Source organism: Acinetobacter sp. CIP 64.2 (assembly GCF_000369645.1).
In the GTDB taxonomy this organism is placed as follows: Bacteria; Pseudomonadota; Gammaproteobacteria; order Pseudomonadales; family Moraxellaceae; genus Acinetobacter.
This window is the reverse complement of record NZ_KB850122.1, coordinates 24,667-47,461: the sequence shown is the minus strand read 5'-3', so window position 1 is coordinate 47,461 and position 22,795 is coordinate 24,667. Positions and strand designations below refer to the sequence as shown.

Below are 22,795 nucleotides of genomic sequence, written 5' to 3'. Positions count from 1 at the left end.
GCTCAATTGAGCAGTTCATTGAAAACGTGTTTTTAACCCTCATATTAATATTAGGCTGACCCCGAGGTTTGGAGAAGCGATATGGCTTATAGCGAAAAAGTAATTGATCATTACGAAAACCCTCGTAATGTAGGTGTTTTAGACAAAAATGCAGAAAACGTAGGTACAGGTATGGTCGGTGCACCAGCGTGTGGCGACGTAATGCGTTTGCAAATTCAAGTCGATGACAATGGCGTAATTGAAGAAGCTCGCTTCAAAACTTATGGCTGTGGTTCTGCAATTGCATCAAGCTCACTGGTAACTGAATGGTTAAAAGGTAAGACGCTTGATGAAGCTCAATCAATCAAGAATATTGATATTGCGACTGAACTTGCACTTCCACCAGTAAAAGTACACTGCTCTGTCTTGGCTGAAGATGCAATTAAAGCTGCGATCGAAGATTATCGTGGTAAAAAAGCGAAAGCTTAATTGATGACCGAAATAACATTGGAGTTTTCATGATCCATCTAACTGAAAATGCTGCGACTCACATCAGCAATTACCTGCAAAACCGCGGTAAGGGTGAAGGCATTCGCATTGGTGTGAAAACTTCGGGTTGTTCTGGGTTGGCTTATGTACTTGAATTTGTCGATGATATCGATGCACATGATCAAGTGTTTGAACAGCTCGGTGTTAAAGTTTTTGTTGATCCTAAAAGCCTAGTTTATCTCAATGGTTTAGAGATGGATTACGTGAAAAACGGTCTGAACGAAGGCTTTGAGTTTAATAACCCAAATCAAAAAGGTGAATGTGGTTGCGGTGAATCATTTACTGTTTAACCTCAACCACCCTCTTTCTTTTCGTCAAAACAGTGTGTTCCGCACTGTTTTAACGTATTTATCAATAGCGGAATTCATCTCCCATGAATCATTTTGAGTTGTTCCAATTACCCGAAGCACTCGATATAGATTTAGCTGCTTTAAAAAAACAGTTTTTAAGTTTGCAACAGCAATATCATCCAGATAAAGCTGCTGACAAAGATCAGGCCTTGATCAAGTCAAGTGAAATCAACCAAGCGTATAAAGTACTCTCACAGGTTGATAGTCGTGCAGCATATTTACTTGCGTTAAAAAAACAAGATCACCATCTGGATCAATCCATTAGCGATTTTGAGTTTCTTCAATCTGCACTCGAAATGCGCGAGCAACTAGATGAAGCGACCTCAACAGAGCAACTTCGCACATTAAAGCTTGAAATTCAGCAATGGATTGACGGTCTAATTCGTGAATTTAAACTCGATTTTGCCGACGAAGACTGGGCTGAAGCACGTGATACTGTTCGTAAGTTACGTTTTTTCCAACGTGTTATGAATGATATTGATAAAGCTGAAGATCGCATGTTGGACGAAGAAGATAGCTTCGACCTCGATGATGATTTCTAATCCGCTGTTACCAATTATTTTCAAGGGATACCGTACGCATGGCACTTTTGCAAATTGCTGAACCTGGTCAATCTACTGCCCCGCATCAACATCGTATTGCGATTGGCATTGACTTGGGGACAACCCACTCTTTAGTGGCGACAGTGCTATCGGCAAAACCGAAAGTTCTACAAGATGACAAAGACCGGGTTTTACTTCCATCAATTGTTCATTACGCAAAGGATGCAACCACGTTTGGTTATGAAGCCAAGCCATTTATGCTGACTGACCCAAAAAATACAGTGGTTTCGGTCAAACGCTTTATGGGTCGCTCGCAAGCAGATATCAAATTCCAGCATCCATATACGCTTGTTGGTGCAGAAAATGAAATGCCAGCATTTGAAACTGCTGCGGGTCGAAAAACACCTGTCGAAATTTCTGCAGAAATTCTAAAACAGTTAAAAGACCGCGCTGAAGCAAGCCTGAATAATCCTGTGAATGGTGCGGTGATTACTGTTCCAGCTTATTTTGATGAAGCACAACGCCAAGCAACACGTGATGCTGCACAACTCGCAGGCTTGAACGTTTTACGTTTACTGAACGAACCGACAGCCGCGGCTGTTGCTTATGGTCTTGATCAAGAGACCAACCTCAGCACAGATCGTAACTATGTGATTTACGATCTAGGTGGTGGTACCTTTGATGTGTCAATCTTACGTTTTTCGCAAGGTGTCTTTGAAGTTCTTGCAACTGGTGGCCACACTGCTCTCGGGGGTGATGACCTTGACCGCCTAATCGTAAAATGGGCCAAAAAACAGCTCAACATCGAGACTTTAAGCGATGAAGAGTATGCCGTTTTTGTGATTGCAGCTCGTCAAGCCAAAGAATATTTAACAGATCACGAATCTGCTGAATTAAAATTACTGGATGACCGTTTAACGCTAGATCGACCTACTTTTGAATCCATTATTCAAGTTGCGCTCGATAAAAGTATGAGTGTGTGCAAACGCGTATTACGCGATGCCAAACTTGAACTTGATGAAATTGAACATGTGGTCCTGGTCGGCGGTTCAACCCGTTCGTATGCCGTACAGAAAGCGGTACGCGAATTATTTGAACGTGAGCCATTATGTACCATCAACCCTGATGAAGTGGTTGCGATTGGCGCATCAATTACAGCAAATCAGCTGATTGGTAATAGTCAGGATGGCTCGTTATTACTTGATGTCACACCACTTTCACTTGGTCTAGAAACCATGGGCGGTTTGGTTGAGCGCTTGATTTCACGTAACACTGCTATTCCTGTCGCACGCCGTCAGGAATTTACCACCTATCAAGATGGTCAAACCGCCATGTTAATTCATGTGGTGCAAGGTGAGCGTGATTTAGTCGAGCATTGTCGTTCATTGGGCCGTTTTGTATTACATGGCATTCCACCAATGACTGCGGGTCAAGCACGTATTGAAGTAACGTTCCAAATCGATGCCGATGGTTTACTGACCGTATCAGCCAAAGAAACCACCTCTGGTGTTCAGGCGCAAATCGATATTAAACCATCTTATGGCTTATCTTCAGCAGACACAGAGCGTTTATTGGTTGAAGGTTTCCAATATGCCGAAGAAGACAAACATCTTCGTCATTTGCAAGAAACCAAAGTCGAAGCACAACGCGAGCTAGAAGCACTCGAACAAGCATTGAAAGCAGATACGGATTTACTTTCTCAGCAACAGGCTCGCGATTTAATCCTTGCCGCTGAAGCATTAAAAGCCCGTCTGAAAACCGATGAGCTTGCAGCGATTGAACATGCAGTTCAGCAACTTAAAATTCATAGCGATGCCTTTGCTGCATTGCGTATGAACCGACATATTGACCATGCCTTAAAAGGTACAAAACTTGAAGATTGGTCAAACTCAAACTAAAGGTATAGGTGATCAATATGCCACGTATTAAAGTTCTTCCTCATGCACAAATTTGCCCTGAAGGTGCAGAATTTGAAGTCGAACATAACGCCAATTTATGCCAAAGTTTATTAAAAAATGGTATTAAAATTGAACATGCTTGTGACATGTCTGCAGCCTGCACCACCTGTCACGTGGTTGTGCGTAAAGGCTTTGACAGCCTTGAGGAAATGAATGACGTTGAAGCAGATTTGCTTGACCGCGCGTGGGGCTTAGAGCCTGACTCTCGCCTCTCTTGCCAAGTTGAAATTGTGGATGAGGATTTAGAAATCGAGATTCCTAAATACACCATCAACCACGCTTCAGAAAATCATTAAGCTTAAATGATAGTTTAAAATAAAAAAGCTAGAGTTAATCTCTGGCTTTTTTATTTCTCACTGTATCGTGCTGTAAAAATTAAAGATTGATGCGCAGCAGCGCCAGCCATGATGCCATCTCCAACAGACAAGAACACCGAGCTCCCCGATCAAGCCACATCGCCACAAGCCCCTGTGATTAAAGTTTCTTTCATGGTATTGAGTTTAATCGCCTCACCCATTGCGTTCTACTCTATCTCACCACCCAACAGAAGAGTCTATTCCTGCCCCAATATTTGGTAGTTAGTCATTCAATGGCAATTTAAAAATTACGCTGCTTTGGAATATTTGTCAGCCGTAGCTAAACTGACCATTTTTGCGATTATTTATGAGATTGAAAATCCAGAATACTGAGTCGAACGAGTCATGAATACTACTTTGAATCATACGATTTAATATGTACAAACCACTCTGACAAAACAACTCAAAGCCACGACTGACCTCATTAGCTAGTGAATTTGATCATTTATATGAAATTCATGCACATTCATAATGAACGTGAAAATAGAATGCTAATTATTATCTAACTTCATCATCTAAAGTCAGTTTAGGAATACCCTGTGCATTGGTAATTTTTTGCTGGGTCTTGATCCTCTGAACCATATTTTCCAGGATTTCTACCAGTTCAGGATATTCGTAGTTCTGTACCTCTTCCAGATTCAGAACCAAATGGAAGCCTTTATAATCGAAATCAAACCATTTTTGCGTATCTGATTTCTTGCCTGTGAATTTCTCCATCACTTGCCATGTTTTAACCGGACCTTGAATGCCTTTTAAATAAATAGGCACTTTCGGTACACACAAAAACTCATTTTTAATCAATTGATGAGTGTCATCGGCAATTAAAATTTCATCGACTTCAGCTGCAGATTGCAAGCGTGCCGCCAAGTTTACATCGCGACCGACAATGGTATAGGCCATACGATGTGAGGCACCGTAATTGCCTACGTGACAATAACCCGTACTGATGCCCATACGAATATGTAAAGCGGGATAACCCATTTTCTTCCAACGCTCGCGCAACAGCTTCATTTGCTGACGCATCGCAATTGCCATTTCCACACAAGACTTGGCATCTTGCTCAACGCCTTGCGAGTTTGGATCGCCGAAGAAAATAAGAATCGCATCGCCCATAAACTTATCGACGGTCGCTTCGTACTGCTTGGCAATTTCAGTCATATGACTCAAATAATCATTCAGCAAGAAAGCCAAATCATCAGGAATCAAAGTTTCTGAAAGTTCGGTAAAACCCTGAATATCGGAGAAAAAAACCGTTAATTTTTTGCGTTTGTATTCAATTTTTGCTTCTGCTTCACCACGCATAATCGATTGCCACAATTGCAGTGGCGCATAACGACTCAACTGATTTGCAAATGCAATATAGCGTGTCATCTGATTATGATAATGCTGACGTTGCTGCCCGAGGATATTTAAACGACGGTGTTGGTAATAATTACCAATCACAATAAACATCATTAATCCAAGCAGACTGACCACGGTCAATTCAGGATTCGTTGGCTCAAAATATTGCTCTGCGCCAAAAATTACGAAGGTACTAAAATAGAAAATAATAACGCCAATCAGGCCGATTAAACATGCAACAGGTAGAGAAATTCTGTTATTCAAGCCGACGTAAAGCAATCCAAATAAAATAGTAAAAGTAGGAACTAAACTTAAATGGATAGCAGCTAGTACAAGCGCTACAACAACTGCCTCATTGGCAAAAAGAACATTTTTTTCTATTTTTTTATCAAATTTATATTGCAACCATTTTTCTAAACGGGGACAAAGCAAAAAATAGACAAGTAACAGAGGAAGGAGATAGAGTTGATAGCTAGCACTGGTTGAGGTAAATGTATAAATTACCAAGATCAGCGACAGAATCGAATATCCCATCAAACGATGAAAATAAGCGAACTGTCTAGGTTCTTTATCAATCAACCTATCTAGTGGCACCCTATCCTCCTTTTTTATTATAGAATACTGTATTTCTTCTATTTTTCTGGATCAGTCCATACGCCAATCAAATGGCATATCACCCTGTCCACGCAATGCCAACATCAATGTTTGACGCATATGCGCAAGCACGTCATTGCTGTATGGCACAGCTGGCATTCCCCATACAGGTTTCGGCCATGCAACATCATTTTGATAACGCACCACATGATGAAAATGAAGCTGCGGAACAACGTTGCCTAAAGCTGCAACATTCATTTTGTCAGCGCGGAACACACGTGACAGCTGGCTTGATAACCAACTTGACTCACGTAAAAACTGTTCTTGGTCTGCTTGGCTTAATTCATATAATTCTGTTACACCTGGAACACGTGGAATCAGGATTAACCAAGGAAATTGCATATCATTCATTAAACGACATGTTGAAAGCGGAAAGTCGCCTACAAAAAATGTATCTTGAGCAAGTTGTGGATGCAAACTAAACATATCTTTATAAATGATGCAGAATAATGATGATCAATACTATCACATCAGTTTTGATGTGAATATTATTAGTAACCCGTTTGCTTACAAATAACAATGATTTTCCTCATTTATTGCATGAACATCGGATCAAAACATGATCACATCTACTAAAAAAAAGTACATGCTCATTTAATCACCACATTATGTGCTTAAAAACCTCAATTTAACTCACTCAATAACTTATTCAATAGCTCAACAATGAACTGAATTCGCTTATCGTACTCGGCCAATTGCACCATGACTTTTAAGCGTTGTCCGCCTTCCATTCGATAGTAGGTTGGATTTTTTTGCATCAACTGAATAATGCTAATCGCCTGCACAGGTGTATCAGGAGCAAACTCGATATAACCGCCATTACTATTAATATCAATCTTAGTAATCCCCAACTGCTCTGCACGCAAACGCAGTTGATGGACACTAAACAATTGCTTCACGGGTTGTGGCGGAATACCAAAACGGTCGATCAACTCCATACGGATATTATCAAGCTTCTCCTGACTATCGGTATTACTGATACGCTTGTAGAACAACAGACGCTGATGTACGTCACCGAGATAATCATCTGGGATCAAGGCAGGCATATGCAGATTAATTTCAGCAGTTAACGAAAGTGGTGCATCAAAGTTTGGGGTCTTACCCTTTTGAATTGCTTTGGTCGCTTTTTCAAGCATTTCCATATACAGGCTATAACCAATTGCCTGCATTGAACCGCTTTGTTGTTCACCCAATAACTCACCCGCACCGCGAATTTCCAAATCTTCCGTCGCTAGCATAAAGCCTGCTCCTAAAGTTGAAGCACGTTGAATGGCATCTAGACGTTTTTCTGCATCGCCTTTCAAGTGTTTAATAGACGGAACCAACAAATAAGCATAGGCTTGATGATGCGAACGTCCAACACGACCACGCAATTGATGCAGTTGTGCCAACCCTAGTTTATCTGCACGCTCGATGATGATGGTATTGGCATTGGGTACATCAATACCTGTTTCAATGATGGTCGAACATACCAGCACGTTATATTCTTTGTGGTAGAACTGCTGCATCACCTGCTCAAGTTCACGTTCTCGCATTTGACCATGTGCCACAGCCACGCGTGCTTCGGGAACTAAATTGCGAATGGTTTCAGCAGCACGCTCAATAGTATCCACCTCGTTGTGTAACAAATACACCTGACCACCACGTAATAACTCACGCAGAATTGCTTCCTTGACCGAATCATCAGTATGTTCTTGTACAAAGGTTTTGACGGCTAAACGGCGTGCTGGTGGTGTTGCAATAATCGACAGATCGCGCATCCCAGAGAATGCCATATTCAAAGTCCGTGGAATCGGGGTCGCGGTTAAGGTCAACATATCCACATCGGCACGCAGGGCTTTAATCCTTTCTTTATCGCGAACACCAAAACGATGCTCCTCATCGACAATCATGAGTCCAAGATTCTTGAATTGGATATTTTCTTGCAGGATTTTATGGGTTCCCACCACGATATCAACTTTGCCTTCGGCTAAGTCTTCAATGGTTTTCAAATGGGTCTTATTGCTGCCAAAACGAGACAATACTTCAATGCGTACTGCCGTATCAGCAAAACGATCTTTAAAAGATTCATAATGTTGCTGGGCTAACAGTGTCGTTGGGACTAATACTGCAACTTGTTTATTATTCTGCGCTGCGACAAAAGCCGCTCGCATCGCCACTTCTGTTTTACCAAAGCCCACATCACCACAAACCAAACGATCCATCGGCTTGGCAAGTTGCATTTCATGCAGAGTTGCTTCAATGGCATTGGCTTGGTCTAAAGTCTCTTCGTAGGCAAAACCACTGGAGAATTGCATATACCCTGTATGATCCAGTTCAAAAGCAAAACCCGGTTTGGATTGACGACGTGCCTGAATATGTAATAACTCAGCAGCCACATCATGAATTTGCTCTAAAGCTTTACGCTTTGCCTTACTCCACGTATCTGTACCTAATTTATGCAATGGTGCAAGATCTGGATCGCCACCACTATAACGACTGATCAGATGTAAATTGGTCACAGGTACATAGACTTTCGCACCATCAGCGTAATCAAGCTGCAAGAATTCATGATCCTGCTCGTCGATTTCTAAGGTAACCAGACCAGCATAACGCCCTACACCATGATCAATATGCACCACAGGTGCACCAATACTCAGTTCGGTTAAACTACGAATCAAGAACTCTTCAGATACTTCTTGCTGACGCTTACGGCGACGCTGCACCACACGATGTTCATAAAGCTGATTTTCAGAAATAACCGATAATTGATGACTCAGTAATAGACCTCGATCCAGCGGTGCACTGGTAATCGCAACCTGTAACCGGTCTTTTTGAAATTGAACAAAACTGTCTACGTTCTGGATTTCACCCAACACCCCACGCAGGGCATCTTTCAAAGTTTCACGACGACCCGCGCTCTCAGCCACCAATAAAACAGGATGCTTGGCTTGGTCGATATAATGTTTTACTGCTTCAAAAGGTTGTTCTTTTTTCGGATCAACTGCCAGTTTAGGCGGTTGTTCAGCGGCGATATTGAGTACGCCGGCTTTGGTCTCAAAAACTTCTGCTGAAGCCAAAATTCGAGGAAATTGATTTAATGCCTGTAAAACATGGTTGGGCATTAAAAATAATTCTTCTGGCGGTAGAATTGGTTGATCAATGTTATGTCGTCGATCTTCATAACGACGCATTACTTCTTTCCAGAAGTTCATTAAATCATCTTCAATTTCACTATTTGTAATGACAACGCAATTATTTGGTAAGTATGTCGTCAACATACTTTGTGCTTCCATCACCTTCTTCTCAAAGAATAATGGCAAGTAAAATTCTAAACCTGGCGTTGCAATTCCCTCTAATACATCCTGATAAATCGGATTTTTCTTGGGATTTGCAGTTGGGAAGCTTTCTGCATAGCGGTCTCTAAAGGTAGAACGCCCTTCTTTGAGTGGAAATTCTTTTGCAGGTAAAACAGTAAAGTTTTTTAAGGATTCTGTGGTTCTTTGTGTTTCTGGGTCAAAGAATTTTAGGCTTTCAATTTCATCATCAAATAAATCGATTCGAATCGGTTGATCTTGTCCAGATGCAAAAATATCCATGATGCTACCGCGAACTGCAAATTCACCGTGATCATAAACCGTGTCAACTAAGCGATAGCCTGCTTGAACCAATTGTTTCTTTTGCGCTTCAAGGTCAAGTTTCTGTCCTACTTTAATATCAAAGTGTTCGCCCACCACCCACGAATAAGGCGCAACGCGTTGCGCTAAAGTACTGGCTGAAACCAGTAAAATCCCTTTTTGTGGCATATTTGATAAAATTGCCAAGCGCTCAGAAACAATATCTTGATGTGGAGATAAACGGTCATAAGGCAAGATTTCCCAATCTGGGAAAATTATCGGCTTGATACCATAAAATTCGAGTTCGCTCTCGAGCTGAGCAAGATGTTGATTATTCCTTGCGACAATGACATATAGATTTGAACTTTGTGAAGCAATTTCTTTGAATAATAATGCTGCGGATGAGCCCATTAATGAACCAATCCAGCGTTTTTCGCCCGCTTTAAATTGTTGTAAGTTTAATTGAGAGATTTCTTGTTGAAACATAGAGAAAATCATGCAATCTAAAAACATAAGTACCCTATTTTAGCATGATGTTTTTTAGTTGAAGAGCAAATTCCCCTTATTCAAACAATTTAATTTTACTTAGGCTATTCTTGTTATTTAATTTAGCAAAGAAAGCTCATATAGAGCCTTCTGCTGAATAACATCAATCTATACATCAATTTTAAAACCTAAATTAACATCACAAGCCGCTTGTCCCCCACGAACACCGAAGTTCTCCGAGGGCAGTTCACGAAGCATAATTTTCACATGGTCTTTAGGTATGCCAATCGGCTCAAGATTATGCACAATCATTTTATACAGCTTTCGCTTTGCATCTAAAGAGCGCCCAAGAAATGCATCAATACTGATCAAGGTATAGCATTCGGGTTTGGCCTTTTCTGGCGGACATTGAAACCGATGTGCTTCATGAACAATTAAACGGACATTTCGATCACCGTGCATGATTTTAAACGCATCTCTGAGTGCTGAATGAACGGCTTCCATAATCTCAAGTTCTACATCTACAGCATATTGTTGCCTGACCTCAATAAGTACACTAGGCATATTGTTATTCTCCTACGATGTTACATGGTGATATCTATTTATTTTTACTATTTTCAATCACGATATTAAATAAACTTTATTGTCCTGACTTTATCAATACTGTAATCGAGTCATTTTTGCCAAGACAATAAAAAAGCATTCTTCAGAAAATTCCGAAAAATGCTTTTTCTCATCATTCATCATTATTTATGATGCGAATTTTGCATTTGGGAAGAAACGGCCTTCAATAAGGTCATAACACCACTGGAAAATGAATGTATAAACCAAAATACACATCGTCAACCCAAAATCCAGGATCAGAGCTTCAAGAAAACTCATCTTCATCATATAAGCGATGATTGGAATTGTTGCCAACATTAAACCGCCTTCAAAACCTATCGCATGAAGAATACGCACAGGAATCGTTCTTTTCCACTGATATTTATGTTCTACTTTTTCAAAGTAATGATTAAAGATCATATTCCAGAACACGGAAATGACAGCCATGATCGTGCCAAGAACACCTGTCACTTCAAGCGGCATACTAAAAATAAAACTTAACGCAATTGCGATGATGACCAATAAAATCACTTCATAGCTAATTGCATGAATGAGTCTTCTTTTGGAAATCAACATTTAATAACACTCTTTTGTTTGGATAGTCGCTATTTTATTTTTATAATTTTGATTAATCCAATCAGGTTCTTTCAGTTTTTTTGACAGATGAATATTAATCAAGAACAACTCATCATGTTTCAAGCCGTTATTGAAACCGGCTCTTTCTCAGCCGCAGCACGTAAATTAGGCAAGGTTCCTTCAGCGGTAAGTATGTCGATTGCCAATTTGGAAATTGATCTCAATCTTAATCTATTTGAAAGATCTGGACGTGAGCCTATACCAACCGCCGAGGCAATCGTACTTTATGAGAAAACCCAGCAATTATTGATTGAGATGAATCAATGGAAGCAGCATGCCCACGCACTGAGTACAGGCCTGGAGTCAACCCTGAATATTGTAGTGGTATCTGAACTGCTTTATACCAATTGGACCGACTACATTACCCTGCTTGAACAGCGCTTTCCGAGTCTTGCCCTTAATATCTTCTCTGCTCCTCAAGAAGATGCTTTACAAATGTTGCTGGATCAATCGGCACAGCTGGCCCTGATGTTCGAACGTGAGCAACTGGATAGCCGCGAACAATTCGTGGAACTAAAAAGAGAGGCGCTTGTCCCTGTCATTGCTAAAAATCACTCTTTAGCGCAACTCACTCATGTGTCTTTTGAGCAAATTGTACAAACACGTCAGATTGTCGTAGCAAGTCGTGATTACAGCATCAAGCCAGAGTTACTCTATTCAAAAGACTATTGGCGTACGGATAATCACCATTCGGCCTGTATGATGATTATTCGTAACTTAGGTTGGGGCGTTCTGCCTTTACAGATGTTTAATGAAAACCCAGAACTTAAAAAGAAACTTAAGATTTTGGAGATGTATGATTTCACACCAAAATTTGAATATTATGTCGATCTGGTGTGGAGCCGTGAAAGCGAATTGGGTCTGGCTGCAAAATATTTGATTGATCATATTCGCTTACAACGTCAGCAGAATGAATCCTGAGACTTACTCAGATGAACAATACAACCAACAAAAGCGGGGCTTTGCTTTCATGCAGATTGTGTTATAACAGAAGTTACCAATAATATTGTTTATTAAGAATGCGATATCAATGACTCAGACTGCATTACACCAATTAAAAAATTTAACTACTGTTGTTGCTGATAGTAGTGATCTCGAAGCAATTGAAAAGTTTCGTCCTTTAGATGCAACAACCAATCCATCACTCATCACAGCAGCGGCAGAACAACCGGAAAGCCGAACACTGATTGAAGACGCCTATACCCAAGCAAAGCAAGAAGGCTATCAAAGTGATGAACTGATTGAACGTACCATTGATATTTTGACGGTCAAATTTGGTGTCGAAATTTTAAAATTGATTGACGGTCGTGTCTCTACTGAAGTCGATGCATCTCTGTCATATAATACTGAAGCAACGATTAACAAAGCACGTGAGTTGTCTCAACTCTATCAAGGTTATGGCATCGAACAATCGCGTATCCTGATTAAAATTGCTTCCACTTGGGAAGGGATTCAGGCAGCCAAAGTTCTAGAAGCTGAAGGAATTCCTTGTAACCTAACTTTATTGTTTGGTTTACATCAAGCTCAAGCCTGTGCTGATGCCAAGGTCACACTGATCTCGCCTTTTGTGGGACGTATTTTGGATTGGTATAAAAAAGCCGAAGGTGTTGAGCAATATCCAATTGCCAAAGATCCGGGCGTACTGTCGGTGAAGAAAATTTATAACTATTACAAACAGCATGGTATCCCAACCCAAGTCATGGGTGCGAGCTTCCGTAGTACGGCACAAGTACTGGGTTTAGCCGGTTGTGACTTACTCACGATTGCCCCTAATCTATTGGCACAGTTGGAGCAAGACCAACAGCGTGTTGAAGCTCAGCTCAGCACCGAGTTTGCCCGACAAGCAGAAAAAATCGAACGTCCTGCACAAACAAAAGAAAGTTTTAAAGCTGAGCTTGAGCAAGATCTGATGGCTTTCCAATTGCTGCAAGGCGGCATTGATGGCTTTATCAAAGCGCGTGACCAGTTGAGTTTATTGCTGCGTCAATCTTTTGGAATTGATGCTGAAATCCAACCCTAATTAGTCGATTTTTCACCAATAAAAACCGATTTTTGCTATATTAGCGAAAATCGGTTTTTTAATGAGTTTATTGTGTTCGGTATAACAGATTTAACCACTTATATTATTGGTACAATCTTAATTGTGTTATTACCTGGTCCAAATTCACTCTATGTCATGTCCGTAGCATCGCGTTATGGCATTCGCACTGGTTATGCCGCTGCATGTGGTGTATTTACTGGCGATTTTATTTTAATTCTGTGTACCGTATTGGGCGCGGCCTCTTTACTCAAAGCCTTCCCGATCTTATTTATTATTCTCAAATTGACAGGTGCATGTTACCTCGCTTACTTAGGCTTTAAATTACTGCAAGGCGCTTATCAAACGTGGAATAAACCACCGCATCATGTAGAAATGGCCGAACTGCCGAACCTTGATCAGGTTCATCCCTATCGTACCGCACTCAGCATTAGCTTGCTAAACCCCAAAGCGATTCTATTCTTCCTCTCCTTCTTTGTTCAGTTTGTTGAACCAAGTTATGCTTACCCAGCATTCAGCTTTTTAATTTTGGCAATTATTCTACAAATCGTGAGTTTCAGTTATTTAACAGCCCTCATTTTTTCAGGGATAAAACTTGCTGGCTTTTTCAAACATAATTATAAGCTCGCAGCTTCTGGTATCTGTCTGGTCGGCATTTTATTCTTTGGTTTCGGTTTAAGATTGGCTACCTCGACTTTAACTTAATCTAGATTTAACCGAATGATCAATTTATTCAATCATTTTAGAACTACGATTTAATACGCATTAACGATATACTTTTCAACAAATTTTAAACAAGTATAGATGCATAGATGCAACGTCTCCTTCAGGATTTTTCCATTCCAGCAGTTTTCGCTGGCTTTATTACATTCTTAATCGGGATTAGTGTTTCCGCCGTCCTTGTTATTCAAGGTGCACAGTCTTTAGGTGCCAATACCGCCCAAATCAGTTCTTGGTTCTGGGCTCTGGGGCTTGCCATTGGCCTCTCTGGCTTAATCTTGTCTTGGAAATATAAATATCCTGTTGCCACGGCATGGTCTACACCCGGTATTGCACTAATTATTGCATCGACTGGACATTACGATCTTTATGAAGCGATTGGTGCCTTCCTGATCTGTGGTATTGCCATTGCTGTGGTCGGCTTTTCAGGGATTTTTCAAAAACTATTGGCCCATATTCCACAAAGCTTAACTTGCGCGATGCTTGCTGGGATTCTATTAAAGTTCGGTATTCAGATTTTTAGCAGCTTAGAAAGTCATCTCGGCTTTATTTTAAGTATGCTCGTGATTTACTTGGTGTCAAAACGCTTATTCCCACGTTATAGCATTGTACTGACCGTCATTTTAGGTGCGGCCATTTGTCCCCTGTTTATTGATTTTCAACTCCAAGCCATCACATGGTCTCTAACTCAACCTGTATGGATGCAGCCTTCATTTTCGTGGTCTGCGATCTTGGGTTTGGCGTTACCTCTGTTTGTGATCAACATGACCTCACAAAACTTACCAGGCATCGCCATGATTAAAAGTTATGGCTATCATCCACATGTCAATCAATTGGTGGGTTGGACAGGTGTTGCACATACTGTTTTCGCGCCTTTTGGCTGCTTTTCAATCAACCTCGCAGCAATTAGTGCAGCAGTGAGCTTAGATGATCAAGTGCATCCTGATCCAAGCAAACGTTATATTGCAGGTATCAGTTGTGGTCTGTTCTATATTTTGATGGGACTTTTTGCAGCAACCTTAGTCAGTTTATTAATGTCATTTCCGCAGATTTTTATTGTGGCACTTGCAGGAATTGCGCTATTTGCAACGATAAGTCATAACATTGCGGTGGCTTTTTCAAATGTAGAAGAGCGTGAAGCAGCATTATTAACTTTTTTATGTAGCGCTTCTGGTGTTCAATTCTGGGGCATTGGCTCTGCATTTTGGGGCCTGTTATTGGGTATCTTGGTATTGCTGCTCTTTAGATTTAAAGGGCTTTGTTGCACAAAGATTTGAAAGGCAAAGCGCCCCTAATTGAGCCAAATTTAAGGCGTAACTTGGGTAAGTGGTCGACCTAATTCCGTAAATCTGTTGAGGACTGCTACACGTGCATGAACCTCATTGACTTGGCTATCAAAGCTCCTTGCACTGAGTTTATCTCTTAATAATTTGATGCAGTGCATTTTAGTCTCAACCAAACTTCGGCGATGATAGCCTGACCATTTTTTCCATAGTGTCCTACCTAAACGTTTAATTGTTCGAAGTAATTCATTTCGCTCTAGCGAGCTACTCTTTGTATCTTTCCATGGTTTCGCATTTTTTCTAGGTGGAATCACCGCATGTGCTTGCCGATCTGCAATGACCTGACGGCATTGCTTGGTGTCATAAGCTCCATCGGTATAAACAGAGTCAATCTGCTCATCTTGTGGAATCTGATTAAGTAAATCACCAAGCACCTGTGAATCACAGACATTATTGGTTGTGAGCTGAATAGCGCGTATTTGTAGGGTTTTGGCATCTATACCAATATGTAGTTTACGCCATTGGCGACGATATTCAGCTCCATGTTTCTTGCGTTTCCATTCGCCCTCACCTAGAAACTTCATCCCTGTAGAGTCTACGAGTAGATGCAGCCCATCGCTACTTTTTTGGTAGCTGATTGCAATATCAATATGCTTTTGTCTTCTACAAAGCGTACTGTAATCTGGTGCGGTCCAATTTAATCCGCAAAGTTTAATCAGACTTTGCACAAAGCCAGTGACCATACGTAAAGATAGACGGAATAAGGATTTAATCATTAAGCAGCATTGGATGGCTGCGTCGGAGTAGGTTTGATTTCGCCCTTGTTTGCCTTTTGATGGAGCATACCATTGCGTAGCAGGATCAAACCAAAGGGCAATATTTCCGCGATTAATGAGTGCTCGGTTATATGCGGGCCAATTGGTTGTGCGGTAGATTTTGTGTGTAGGCTTCTTCATTTGAAAATTATATCGCTGAAAAAGCCTTTACAGATAGGTTTGTGCAACAAAGCCGATTTAAAGCAAAAAAATAAGCCTTAGTTGACTAGGGTCTGTTGACATTTCAGCCATGTCTTGCGTTATTAGCTAAAACAACATAAACAAGGCATGAAACGCAGGTAATGGTAGTCCCCTTGCCAAGTTTCATAACGCAGTTTAGGGAAGTTTTAGCTATAACCCTACGGGACAGAGACATTTTTTGTCGCTACTACGTTATGCCTTATTCATTTAGAATAACTAAATCTCATAAGTCATGCCTCGTATCGTCTAAAAATGTCTTCTGTCGCAAGCATCTGTGAAATATCAACAGACCCTAAGGCTTATTCAACACTAGAGAGGAAAATTGTGGACTACTTTTCCTCTAAATCTTTCTGCGCTTCTTCATCATTGAGGATTCGGGCAGCCTGTTGAGGGCGAATTAATGGCGCCGTTGGTCGTGGATGCGTATGAGTATACTGTAAGCCGACGCCTGCATAGACATCATCCGCTGCAATTTCAGTTTCAAAACGCTCTTCATCACGATCTCGAATTTCATCGGTAATCCGTTGTACTTCGTCTTCGTCAACACCCAATTCATGTAAAATCACTCCACCGAACTTGATTGCTGATTCAAAGGTTTCACGGATCATATAATCGACTTTCTGTTTCACTAAGTAGAGTGAATGCTCACGGTCATACGAACGCACCAACAGCTTTGCCAATGGAAATTCGTGTGTTACCAACTCCACAATCCGATTCGTCGTTTCTTTACTATCCACACAGACAACAATGGCTTGTGCCGAAGAAGCACCAGAGGCATGCAAAATATCTAAACGGCAACCATCACCATAATAAATTTTAAAACCAAACTTTTCTGCGTTTTGAATCATATCAATGTCATTGTCAATAATAGTGACATCGACGCCACGTGCTAATAACAGTTGACTGGTTACTTGGCCAAAACGACCAAAACCGATCATCAAAATACTTCCACTCAAACCCTCGGCCACCTGAACATTGTCCAAATTGACTTGATCTTTGGCTTGCGTGAAGCGTTTGAAAATGATGCCTAAAATCGGTGTCAACACCATCGACAACACCACAATCGCAGTAAGATTCGACTTTACCGAATTATCAATCACTTGGGCACTTAGCGCTGCTGCAAAGAGTACAAAGGCAAATTCGCCCCCTTGTGCCATTAACAGTGCACGATCCAGTGCTTCCGTATGCGAACTTTTGGTGACTCGCGCTACGATATAAATCATCAGGGCTTTAGCAAACATCATCGCCAATACGCCACTGAGAATCAGCTGCCAGTTTTGCGCAACCACGGAAAGATCTAAAGACATGCCTACGCCAAGGAAGAACAAACCCAGTAGTAAACCACGGAAAGGCTCAATATCAGCTTCAATTTGATGTCTAAAGGTCGATTCAGACAACAGCACGCCTGCCAAAAATGCACCCATTGCCATAGATAGACCGCTTACTTGCATCAACAATGCGGCACCTAAAACCACAAGAAGTGCTGCGGCAGTCATGACTTCACGTGCCTTGGCAGCGGCCAACAATCTGAATAATGGATTAAGTAACCAATAACCTGCGGCAATTAAACCCGCTATTGCAATAAGTCCAAGACCGATACTTTCTAAACGTGTTGAGGTTGTTTCAACCACATGGTTGGGTGCCATAAAAGCCACAATTGCCAATAAAGGAACAATCAATAAATCTTCGAATAATAAAATGGCAACGATCTTTTGACCTTGAGGTTGAGCAATATCCCCTCGATCGCCTAATAACTGCATCACAATGGCTGTCGACGTCAAAACAAAACCTGCGGCACCAATGAATGCAACTTGCCAGCTAAAACCAAATAGCAAACCAACACCTGTGAGAGCTAAGGCACAAGCAACAATCTGCAAAGTCCCTAAACCAAAGATTTCACGTCTTAAACTCCATAAATGCGAAGGCTGCATCTCCAGACCAATCACAAATAAATACATCACAATGCCTAATTCGGCAATATGCAAAATCGAGGCAGAATCATGGAAAAATGCAAAGCCGAACGGCCCAATAATCAGACCCGCAATTAAATAACCTAATACTGAACCTAAGCCAATGCGCTTAAAAATAGGAACGGCAACAACCGCTGCCGCGAGAAGCACCACTGGTGCAATTAAACTAATAGAATGTGCTTCTGAACTCATACAGTTCTCATTGTTATCTAGCTGCTTTCATTTTATGTGAAACATTACACGTTTTATATATCATTTATGAGACAATGTATCTCAACTCATTCATTTAATAGCTTTTAAATCACTACTTTTTCAAGAATAAAACCAAGGCTTAATTGATTGCATTTTTATCCCAAAAAGCCTGTCGAATTTGAGGCATTGCATTAAGGTGATTAATCATGTGCTGAGCTTCTTCAGCATCAATTGAGGTTGCGATTAGCGTCACCTCAATCTCAACTTCTTTTTCCCCAAATGGCGTGACATCAATATCTTTTGCAGGGTAATTATGATGTTTTAAGGTGAGATTCAGTTCATCCATTACAGCTTTGCTATGGCTACGATCACAAATGATATAAATCACATGCAAAACCTCGGTGTCATCGTCTAATGGACGACGATCGATCACATGCACGATCGGACGCAGCAAGGTATTAGCCGCCAGAATAAATAAGGTGGCGATAATAGCCTCTACGATTAGGTCTGCGCCCGCAGAAGCTCCCACAGCTGCCGAACACCACAGAGTAGCAGCTGTATTTAAACCATGAATATTGCCTTCTTGACGCATAATCACACCAGCACCCAAAAAGCCAATCCCTGAAACCACATAGGCAATCACTCGGACAGCTCCATCTGCCCCCGTGAGATTTATTGCAATATCTACAAAAATCGCAGCGCCAACGGCAACCAGTACATTGGTTCTTAACCCTGCCGTCCGCTGCCGATACTGACGCTCTATACCAATTAATGCACCTAAAGCGAATGCTGTAACAAGGCTAATTAATGTATCAACGATATTAGATAAATCAATATGTTGTAGAAATTTTAATTGCATTATACACCTATTGTGTTATTGCCAGCCGTAACGGCGGATATACATTGTTTTGACCCATTGTGTCACACACATATAGGCAATCAAGATGAAAGGTAGATAGAAAAAATAACTTAGCGGTAAAGCTTCCAATTTCAAATAGCTAGCTAAAGGCCCCATTGGTAAGAATATACCAATACACATAATGATTGCAGTCATGACCAGTAATGGTGTTGCAGCTCGGCTTTGAATAAATGGAATTTTAGCGGTACGAATCATGTGCACAATCAAGGTTTGCGTCAACAATCCCACAACAAACCATCCCGATTGGAACAAAGTTTGCTGTTCTGGCGTATTCGCAGAGAACACAAACCACATCAATGCAAATGTAAGGATGTCAAAAATTGAACTAATCGGCCCAAAAACGATCATAAAACGCCCCACTTCCTCAGGTTGCCAACGTTGCGGCTGAGCAATCAACTCTTCATCGACATGATCAAATGGAATCGCAATTTGAGAGATATCGTAAAGCAGGTTCTGGATCAGTAAGTGAATAGGCAACATTGGTAGAAATGGAATAAAAGCACTGGCTATTAATACCGAAAAAACATTACCAAAATTTGAACTTGCCGTCATTTTGATATATTTCAGCATATTGGCAAATGTTCTACGTCCTTCAATCACACCTTGCTCAAGTACCATCAGACTTTTTTCAAGCAAAATCAAATCTGCCGATTCTTTTGCAATATCAACCGCTGTATCAACAGAAATACCAATATCCGCAGCACGAATGGCAGCTGCATCATTGATACCATCTCCTAGGAAACCAACCACATGCCCATTGGCTTTAAGTTGCTCGACAATTCGTTCTTTATGCACGGGACTGAGTTTTGCAAAAATATGGTACTGCTCTACCGCTCTTTGAAGCTGTTGGTCGGTCAGGGTTTCAATCACACTACCCAATAAAACCTGCTTAAAATCGATCCCAATTTCACGGCATACTTTTTGAGTGACAAATTCATTATCACCTGTCAGTACTTTCACCGTTACACCGTGTGCATGTAAGCTTTTTACTGCCGCCATTGCTGACTCTTTTGGCGGATCAAGAAAAGCAACATAACCAATTAAAATAAGATCGCTTTCATCGACGACCGAAAAGTTTTCCTGTGCATTTGAAAACTCGCGATATGCAACCGCCACAACACGCAAACCGTCCTTGTTATAACGCTGAGTTAACGCTTCAATCGCTACTTGCCGTTGCTGGGTCAATGCTTCAATTTTTCCGTTAACCTCAACATAACGGCAAACTTTCAGCATTTCTTCTACCGCACCCTTGGTAATCATTCTGACACGATCTTCGGGTGTCTTCACGACCACAGACATCCGACGACGATCAAAGTCAAATGGCACTTCATCTACTTTTTTATAGTGTAACTTTTGCGTTTTAATATCTTGGCCAACCGCTTCCAGCACTGCCACATCAAGCAGATTTTTTAATCCAGTTTGATAATAACTGTTTAAGAAAGCCTGCATTAAAACATAATGTGAAGTTTGTCCATGTACATCCACATGCTGAGATAAAAAGATTTTATCTTGTGTCAACGTTCCCGTTTTATCTGTGCAGAGTATATCCATCGCACCAAAATTTTGAATTGCATCCAGCCGTTTGACAATTACTTTCTTTTTAGAGAGGAAGACTGCGCCCTTGGCTAAGGTTGAAGTCACAATCATCGGTAGCATTTCAGGTGTTAAGCCGACCGCAACTGAAAGTGCAAATAGAAATGCCTCTGTCCAGTCGCCTTTGGTGAAACCATTAATAAATAACACAATCGGTGCCATCACCAACATAAAGCGAATCAGTAACCAACTTACTTTATTGACCCCCATCTGAAACGATGTGGTCCCCCGATCTGTCGCCGTCACACGATGTGCCAAAGCACCGAAATAAGTTTGAATACCAGTACTGACTACAACAGCTTGGGCTGAGCCAGACACCACATTGGTCCCCATAAATACGATATTTTCCAACTCAAGCGCACTTTGCTCCTGCATATTTTTTTGCAATGCAAATTTTTCTACAGGCATCGATTCGCCCGTCATTGCAGCTTGGGACACAAACAAATCTTTGGCTGTTAAAATGCGACAGTCTGCAGGGATCATATCTCCCGCTGAAAGCAAGATGACATCACCTGGAACCAAATACTGAATCGGCATTTCAAATTGAGTATTTTTTTGATTTTTTACATCAATTCCATAACGTTGTTGCATCAATGTCAGATCATCATAGCTGACCTGATGACGTAACACCGTTGCTGTGTTACTGACCATGGCTTTTAATGCATCTGCTGCCTGATTAGACTTTGACTCTTGCCAATAGCGTAATAAGGTTGAAAGTATCACCATCACACTAATAATACTGGCACCGGTTAGGTCATCTGTCAGAAAGGCAACCAAAGCTAACAAGCTCAATAAAATATTGAATGGATTGCGATAGCAATACCAAAGATGTTGCCACCAGGTTAATGGCTTTTCATGTGCAATTTCATTTAACCCAACAAGTTTCTGTTGTGCGTTTGCCTGTTGCTCAGTTAACCCCGAATTTGAACTATTTAATTGTTGTAATAACTGTGCTGAATCAAGCTGTGCAGCATCCACTAAACGAGCAGATAATGTTTTACCAATTTCTTGTGCATAGCTTGATTGATGTAATTCTTTAAATGATTGACTCCGCCCAAAAAAGCGCATGAGGTGGAATCTTTTAAGAAATGCAGTAAAAAGTCGTTGCCAGAGTTTCATATTGAAATCCTCTTTTTTAGGCATGCAAAGGCCTTGACCTTATTTTCATCAATAAAGTCGATTGAAAAAATATAAATTTAGGAAATAAAGAAGTTGAGCATTCTTAGAATGAAGGGGTAAAACTTAACCCAAGCCCAAACCATCTCTGTCGAAAGGCATTTAGACGTTCGCCGATTGAAGCTTCTAATACGAGGATATTTGGAATGAGGCTGTAATTCACAGCAGCTTGCACAAAGGGTGATTGACGGTCTTGATTATAGGTTTCTGCGCTTATGGCGAAACGGTCGGATAAAGAGTAATTGGTCGCAACTCCCCAACGGATTAAACCGACATGATCCGGACCATCCTGATAACCGATATTGGTATTGAGGCCCAAGCGTTGATCAATCAGATTAAAACTCATCGGTACGTTGAAAAACCAATCTAGATCGGAGCGCTGTTTAGATTGTTCATCACGTGACAACATCAGGCTGGTAGCAACACCCCAGTGGTTACTCATTGGCTTTAAGACAGTTTTCGCTTGAACAGAAAAACCATGCACATTATCCAGATCTTGGGTCGCATGATAGCCAAGCGAGACTTCAAAATTTTGGCCTAGATTACAGGCTGGCGTAATCTGATAGGAACTGGCTCCGCCCTTTAAAAATAGATATGACGATTCTAATTGACAATGATGTGCTGCGGTTATTGAAGCATCATCTGTATTTAACAGTGGATCTGCTTTGCTCTTTTGAGCGAGCAGCAATACCCCACAGAGTAAAAATACGCTGAGGGTATAATACCATTGAATGGAAGCGTGTAAAAACATAGGCTTCTCCCCATTTTTAGGTGGGAAACTAAACGGGCTGTAGTCAATACAATAAATTTTTGCTAATACGTAAAAATTTTATAAGTC

19 protein-coding genes are annotated in these 22,795 nt (G+C 41.0%); 9 read left to right on the top strand and 10 right to left on the bottom strand.

Features of this window, described 5'->3' with window-relative positions; translation table 11 throughout:
- Window positions 1-81: 81 nt before the first annotated feature.
- The 5 genes from iscU to fdx all read left to right on the top strand — a co-directional run bounded on the left by iscU (window position 82) and on the right by fdx (window position 3,674).
- Window positions 82-468 (top strand): Fe-S cluster assembly scaffold IscU, encoded by a 387-nt coding sequence (gene iscU, locus F895_RS10885; protein WP_004652980.1) that lies wholly within the window; start codon window positions 82-84, stop codon window positions 466-468.
- A gap of 29 nt (window positions 469-497) precedes the next feature.
- Window positions 498-818: an iron-sulfur cluster assembly protein IscA gene (gene iscA / locus F895_RS10890; RefSeq protein WP_005240846.1), complete on the top strand. Its 321-nt coding sequence runs from the start codon at window positions 498-500 to the stop codon at window positions 816-818.
- Window positions 819-901: 83 nt separating this feature from the next.
- A complete protein-coding gene (gene hscB / locus F895_RS10895) occupies window positions 902-1,420 on the top strand; it encodes a Fe-S protein assembly co-chaperone HscB (protein WP_005240844.1) in 519 nt (172 codons plus the stop codon).
- A 38-nt stretch (window positions 1,421-1,458) separates the two neighbouring features.
- Window positions 1,459-3,318 carry a Fe-S protein assembly chaperone HscA gene (gene hscA, locus F895_RS10900; protein ID WP_005240843.1) on the top strand — a complete coding sequence of 620 codons (1,860 nt, stop codon included), beginning with the start codon at window positions 1,459-1,461 and terminating at the stop codon, window positions 3,316-3,318.
- Between the two features lie 17 nt (window positions 3,319-3,335).
- Entirely contained in the window at window positions 3,336-3,674 is a 339-nt protein-coding gene (fdx, locus tag F895_RS10905; RefSeq protein WP_004652975.1) for an ISC system 2Fe-2S type ferredoxin, read from the top strand.
- A 558-nt stretch (window positions 3,675-4,232) separates the two neighbouring features.
- On the opposite strand, the gene F895_RS10910 is transcribed toward fdx, so the two are convergent.
- The 5 genes from F895_RS10910 to aceI all read right to left on the bottom strand — a co-directional run bounded on the left by F895_RS10910 (window position 4,233) and on the right by aceI (window position 10,990).
- Window positions 4,233-5,669 carry an adenylate/guanylate cyclase domain-containing protein gene (locus F895_RS10910; RefSeq protein WP_005240842.1) on the bottom strand — a complete coding sequence of 479 codons (1,437 nt, stop codon included), beginning with the start codon at window positions 5,667-5,669 and terminating at the stop codon, window positions 4,233-4,235.
- Between the two features lie 51 nt (window positions 5,670-5,720).
- Window positions 5,721-6,155, bottom strand: coding sequence for an HIT domain-containing protein (locus tag F895_RS10915; protein WP_005240841.1), 435 nt, complete (start codon window positions 6,153-6,155; stop codon window positions 5,721-5,723).
- Window positions 6,156-6,352: 197 nt separating this feature from the next.
- Window positions 6,353-9,811: a transcription-repair coupling factor gene (mfd, locus tag F895_RS10920; protein ID WP_010589956.1), complete on the bottom strand. Its 3,459-nt coding sequence runs from the start codon at window positions 9,809-9,811 to the stop codon at window positions 6,353-6,355.
- 168 nt (window positions 9,812-9,979) lie between these two features.
- The gene (locus F895_RS10925) at window positions 9,980-10,375 is read right to left on the bottom strand and encodes a tautomerase family protein (protein ID WP_005240839.1); all 396 of its coding nucleotides are present in this window, start codon (window positions 10,373-10,375) and stop codon (window positions 9,980-9,982) included.
- 186 nt (window positions 10,376-10,561) lie between these two features.
- On the bottom strand, window positions 10,562-10,990 hold the full coding sequence (aceI, locus tag F895_RS10930; protein WP_005240838.1) for a chlorhexidine efflux PACE transporter AceI: 429 nt from the start codon (window positions 10,988-10,990) through the stop codon (window positions 10,562-10,564).
- Window positions 10,991-11,077: 87 nt separating this feature from the next.
- Between aceI and F895_RS10935 the strand changes: the two genes are divergently transcribed.
- The 4 genes from F895_RS10935 to F895_RS10950 all read left to right on the top strand — a co-directional run bounded on the left by F895_RS10935 (window position 11,078) and on the right by F895_RS10950 (window position 15,085).
- Window positions 11,078-11,971 carry an HTH-type transcriptional regulator AceR gene (locus F895_RS10935; protein WP_005240837.1) on the top strand — a complete coding sequence of 298 codons (894 nt, stop codon included), beginning with the start codon at window positions 11,078-11,080 and terminating at the stop codon, window positions 11,969-11,971.
- A 109-nt stretch (window positions 11,972-12,080) separates the two neighbouring features.
- Entirely contained in the window at window positions 12,081-13,070 is a 990-nt protein-coding gene (gene tal, locus F895_RS10940; protein WP_005240836.1) for a transaldolase, read from the top strand.
- A 72-nt stretch (window positions 13,071-13,142) separates the two neighbouring features.
- A complete protein-coding gene (gene leuE, locus F895_RS10945; protein WP_005240829.1) occupies window positions 13,143-13,793 on the top strand; it encodes a leucine efflux protein LeuE in 651 nt (216 codons plus the stop codon).
- A gap of 107 nt (window positions 13,794-13,900) precedes the next feature.
- Window positions 13,901-15,085: a benzoate/H(+) symporter BenE family transporter gene (locus F895_RS10950; RefSeq protein ID WP_005240827.1), complete on the top strand. Its 1,185-nt coding sequence runs from the start codon at window positions 13,901-13,903 to the stop codon at window positions 15,083-15,085.
- 29 nt (window positions 15,086-15,114) lie between these two features.
- Here the strand turns inward: F895_RS10950 and F895_RS10955 are convergent, their stop codons facing one another.
- The 5 genes from F895_RS10955 to F895_RS10975 form a co-directional block, all read right to left on the bottom strand.
- Window positions 15,115-16,047 (bottom strand): IS5 family transposase, encoded by a 933-nt coding sequence (locus F895_RS10955; RefSeq protein ID WP_000743262.1) that lies wholly within the window; start codon window positions 16,045-16,047, stop codon window positions 15,115-15,117.
- 389 nt (window positions 16,048-16,436) lie between these two features.
- Window positions 16,437-18,269, bottom strand: a complete 1,833-nt coding sequence (locus F895_RS10960; RefSeq protein WP_005240824.1) for a monovalent cation:proton antiporter-2 (CPA2) family protein — start codon at window positions 18,267-18,269, stop codon at window positions 16,437-16,439.
- A gap of 139 nt (window positions 18,270-18,408) precedes the next feature.
- Window positions 18,409-19,128, bottom strand: coding sequence for an MgtC/SapB family protein (locus F895_RS10965; protein ID WP_005240823.1), 720 nt, complete (start codon window positions 19,126-19,128; stop codon window positions 18,409-18,411).
- A gap of 15 nt (window positions 19,129-19,143) precedes the next feature.
- Window positions 19,144-21,900 (bottom strand): magnesium-translocating P-type ATPase, encoded by a 2,757-nt coding sequence (gene mgtA / locus F895_RS10970; protein WP_026040232.1) that lies wholly within the window; start codon window positions 21,898-21,900, stop codon window positions 19,144-19,146.
- A gap of 103 nt (window positions 21,901-22,003) precedes the next feature.
- Window positions 22,004-22,708, bottom strand: coding sequence for a hypothetical protein (locus F895_RS10975; RefSeq protein WP_005240821.1), 705 nt, complete (start codon window positions 22,706-22,708; stop codon window positions 22,004-22,006).
- Window positions 22,709-22,795: the final 87 nt, after the last annotated feature.

Excerpts from the sequence above, each read along its gene's own strand:
- iscU (WP_004652980.1), top strand. The coding sequence starts at position 82 with ATGGCTTATAGCGAAAAAGTAATTGATCATTACGAAAACCCTCGTAAT.
- iscA (WP_005240846.1), top strand. The coding sequence starts at position 498 with ATGATCCATCTAACTGAAAATGCTGCGACTCACATCAGCAATTACCTG.
- hscB (WP_005240844.1), top strand. The coding sequence starts at position 902 with ATGAATCATTTTGAGTTGTTCCAATTACCCGAAGCACTCGATATAGAT.
- hscA (WP_005240843.1), top strand. The coding sequence starts at position 1,459 with ATGGCACTTTTGCAAATTGCTGAACCTGGTCAATCTACTGCCCCGCAT.
- fdx (WP_004652975.1), top strand. The coding sequence starts at position 3,336 with ATGCCACGTATTAAAGTTCTTCCTCATGCACAAATTTGCCCTGAAGGT.
- F895_RS10915 (WP_005240841.1), bottom strand. The coding sequence starts at position 6,155 with ATGTTTAGTTTGCATCCACAACTTGCTCAAGATACATTTTTTGTAGGC.
- mfd (WP_010589956.1), bottom strand. The coding sequence starts at position 9,811 with ATGTTTCAACAAGAAATCTCTCAATTAAACTTACAACAATTTAAAGCG.
- F895_RS10925 (WP_005240839.1), bottom strand. The coding sequence starts at position 10,375 with ATGCCTAGTGTACTTATTGAGGTCAGGCAACAATATGCTGTAGATGTA.
- aceI (WP_005240838.1), bottom strand. The coding sequence starts at position 10,990 with ATGTTGATTTCCAAAAGAAGACTCATTCATGCAATTAGCTATGAAGTG.
- F895_RS10935 (WP_005240837.1), top strand. The coding sequence starts at position 11,078 with ATGAATATTAATCAAGAACAACTCATCATGTTTCAAGCCGTTATTGAA.
- tal (WP_005240836.1), top strand. The coding sequence starts at position 12,081 with ATGACTCAGACTGCATTACACCAATTAAAAAATTTAACTACTGTTGTT.
- F895_RS10950 (WP_005240827.1), top strand. The coding sequence starts at position 13,901 with ATGCAACGTCTCCTTCAGGATTTTTCCATTCCAGCAGTTTTCGCTGGC.
- F895_RS10955 (WP_000743262.1), bottom strand. The coding sequence starts at position 16,047 with ATGAAGAAGCCTACACACAAAATCTACCGCACAACCAATTGGCCCGCA.
- F895_RS10960 (WP_005240824.1), bottom strand. The coding sequence starts at position 18,269 with ATGAGTTCAGAAGCACATTCTATTAGTTTAATTGCACCAGTGGTGCTT.
- F895_RS10965 (WP_005240823.1), bottom strand. The coding sequence starts at position 19,128 with ATGCAATTAAAATTTCTACAACATATTGATTTATCTAATATCGTTGAT.
- mgtA (WP_026040232.1), bottom strand. The coding sequence starts at position 21,900 with ATGAAACTCTGGCAACGACTTTTTACTGCATTTCTTAAAAGATTCCAC.
- F895_RS10975 (WP_005240821.1), bottom strand. The coding sequence starts at position 22,708 with ATGTTTTTACACGCTTCCATTCAATGGTATTATACCCTCAGCGTATTT.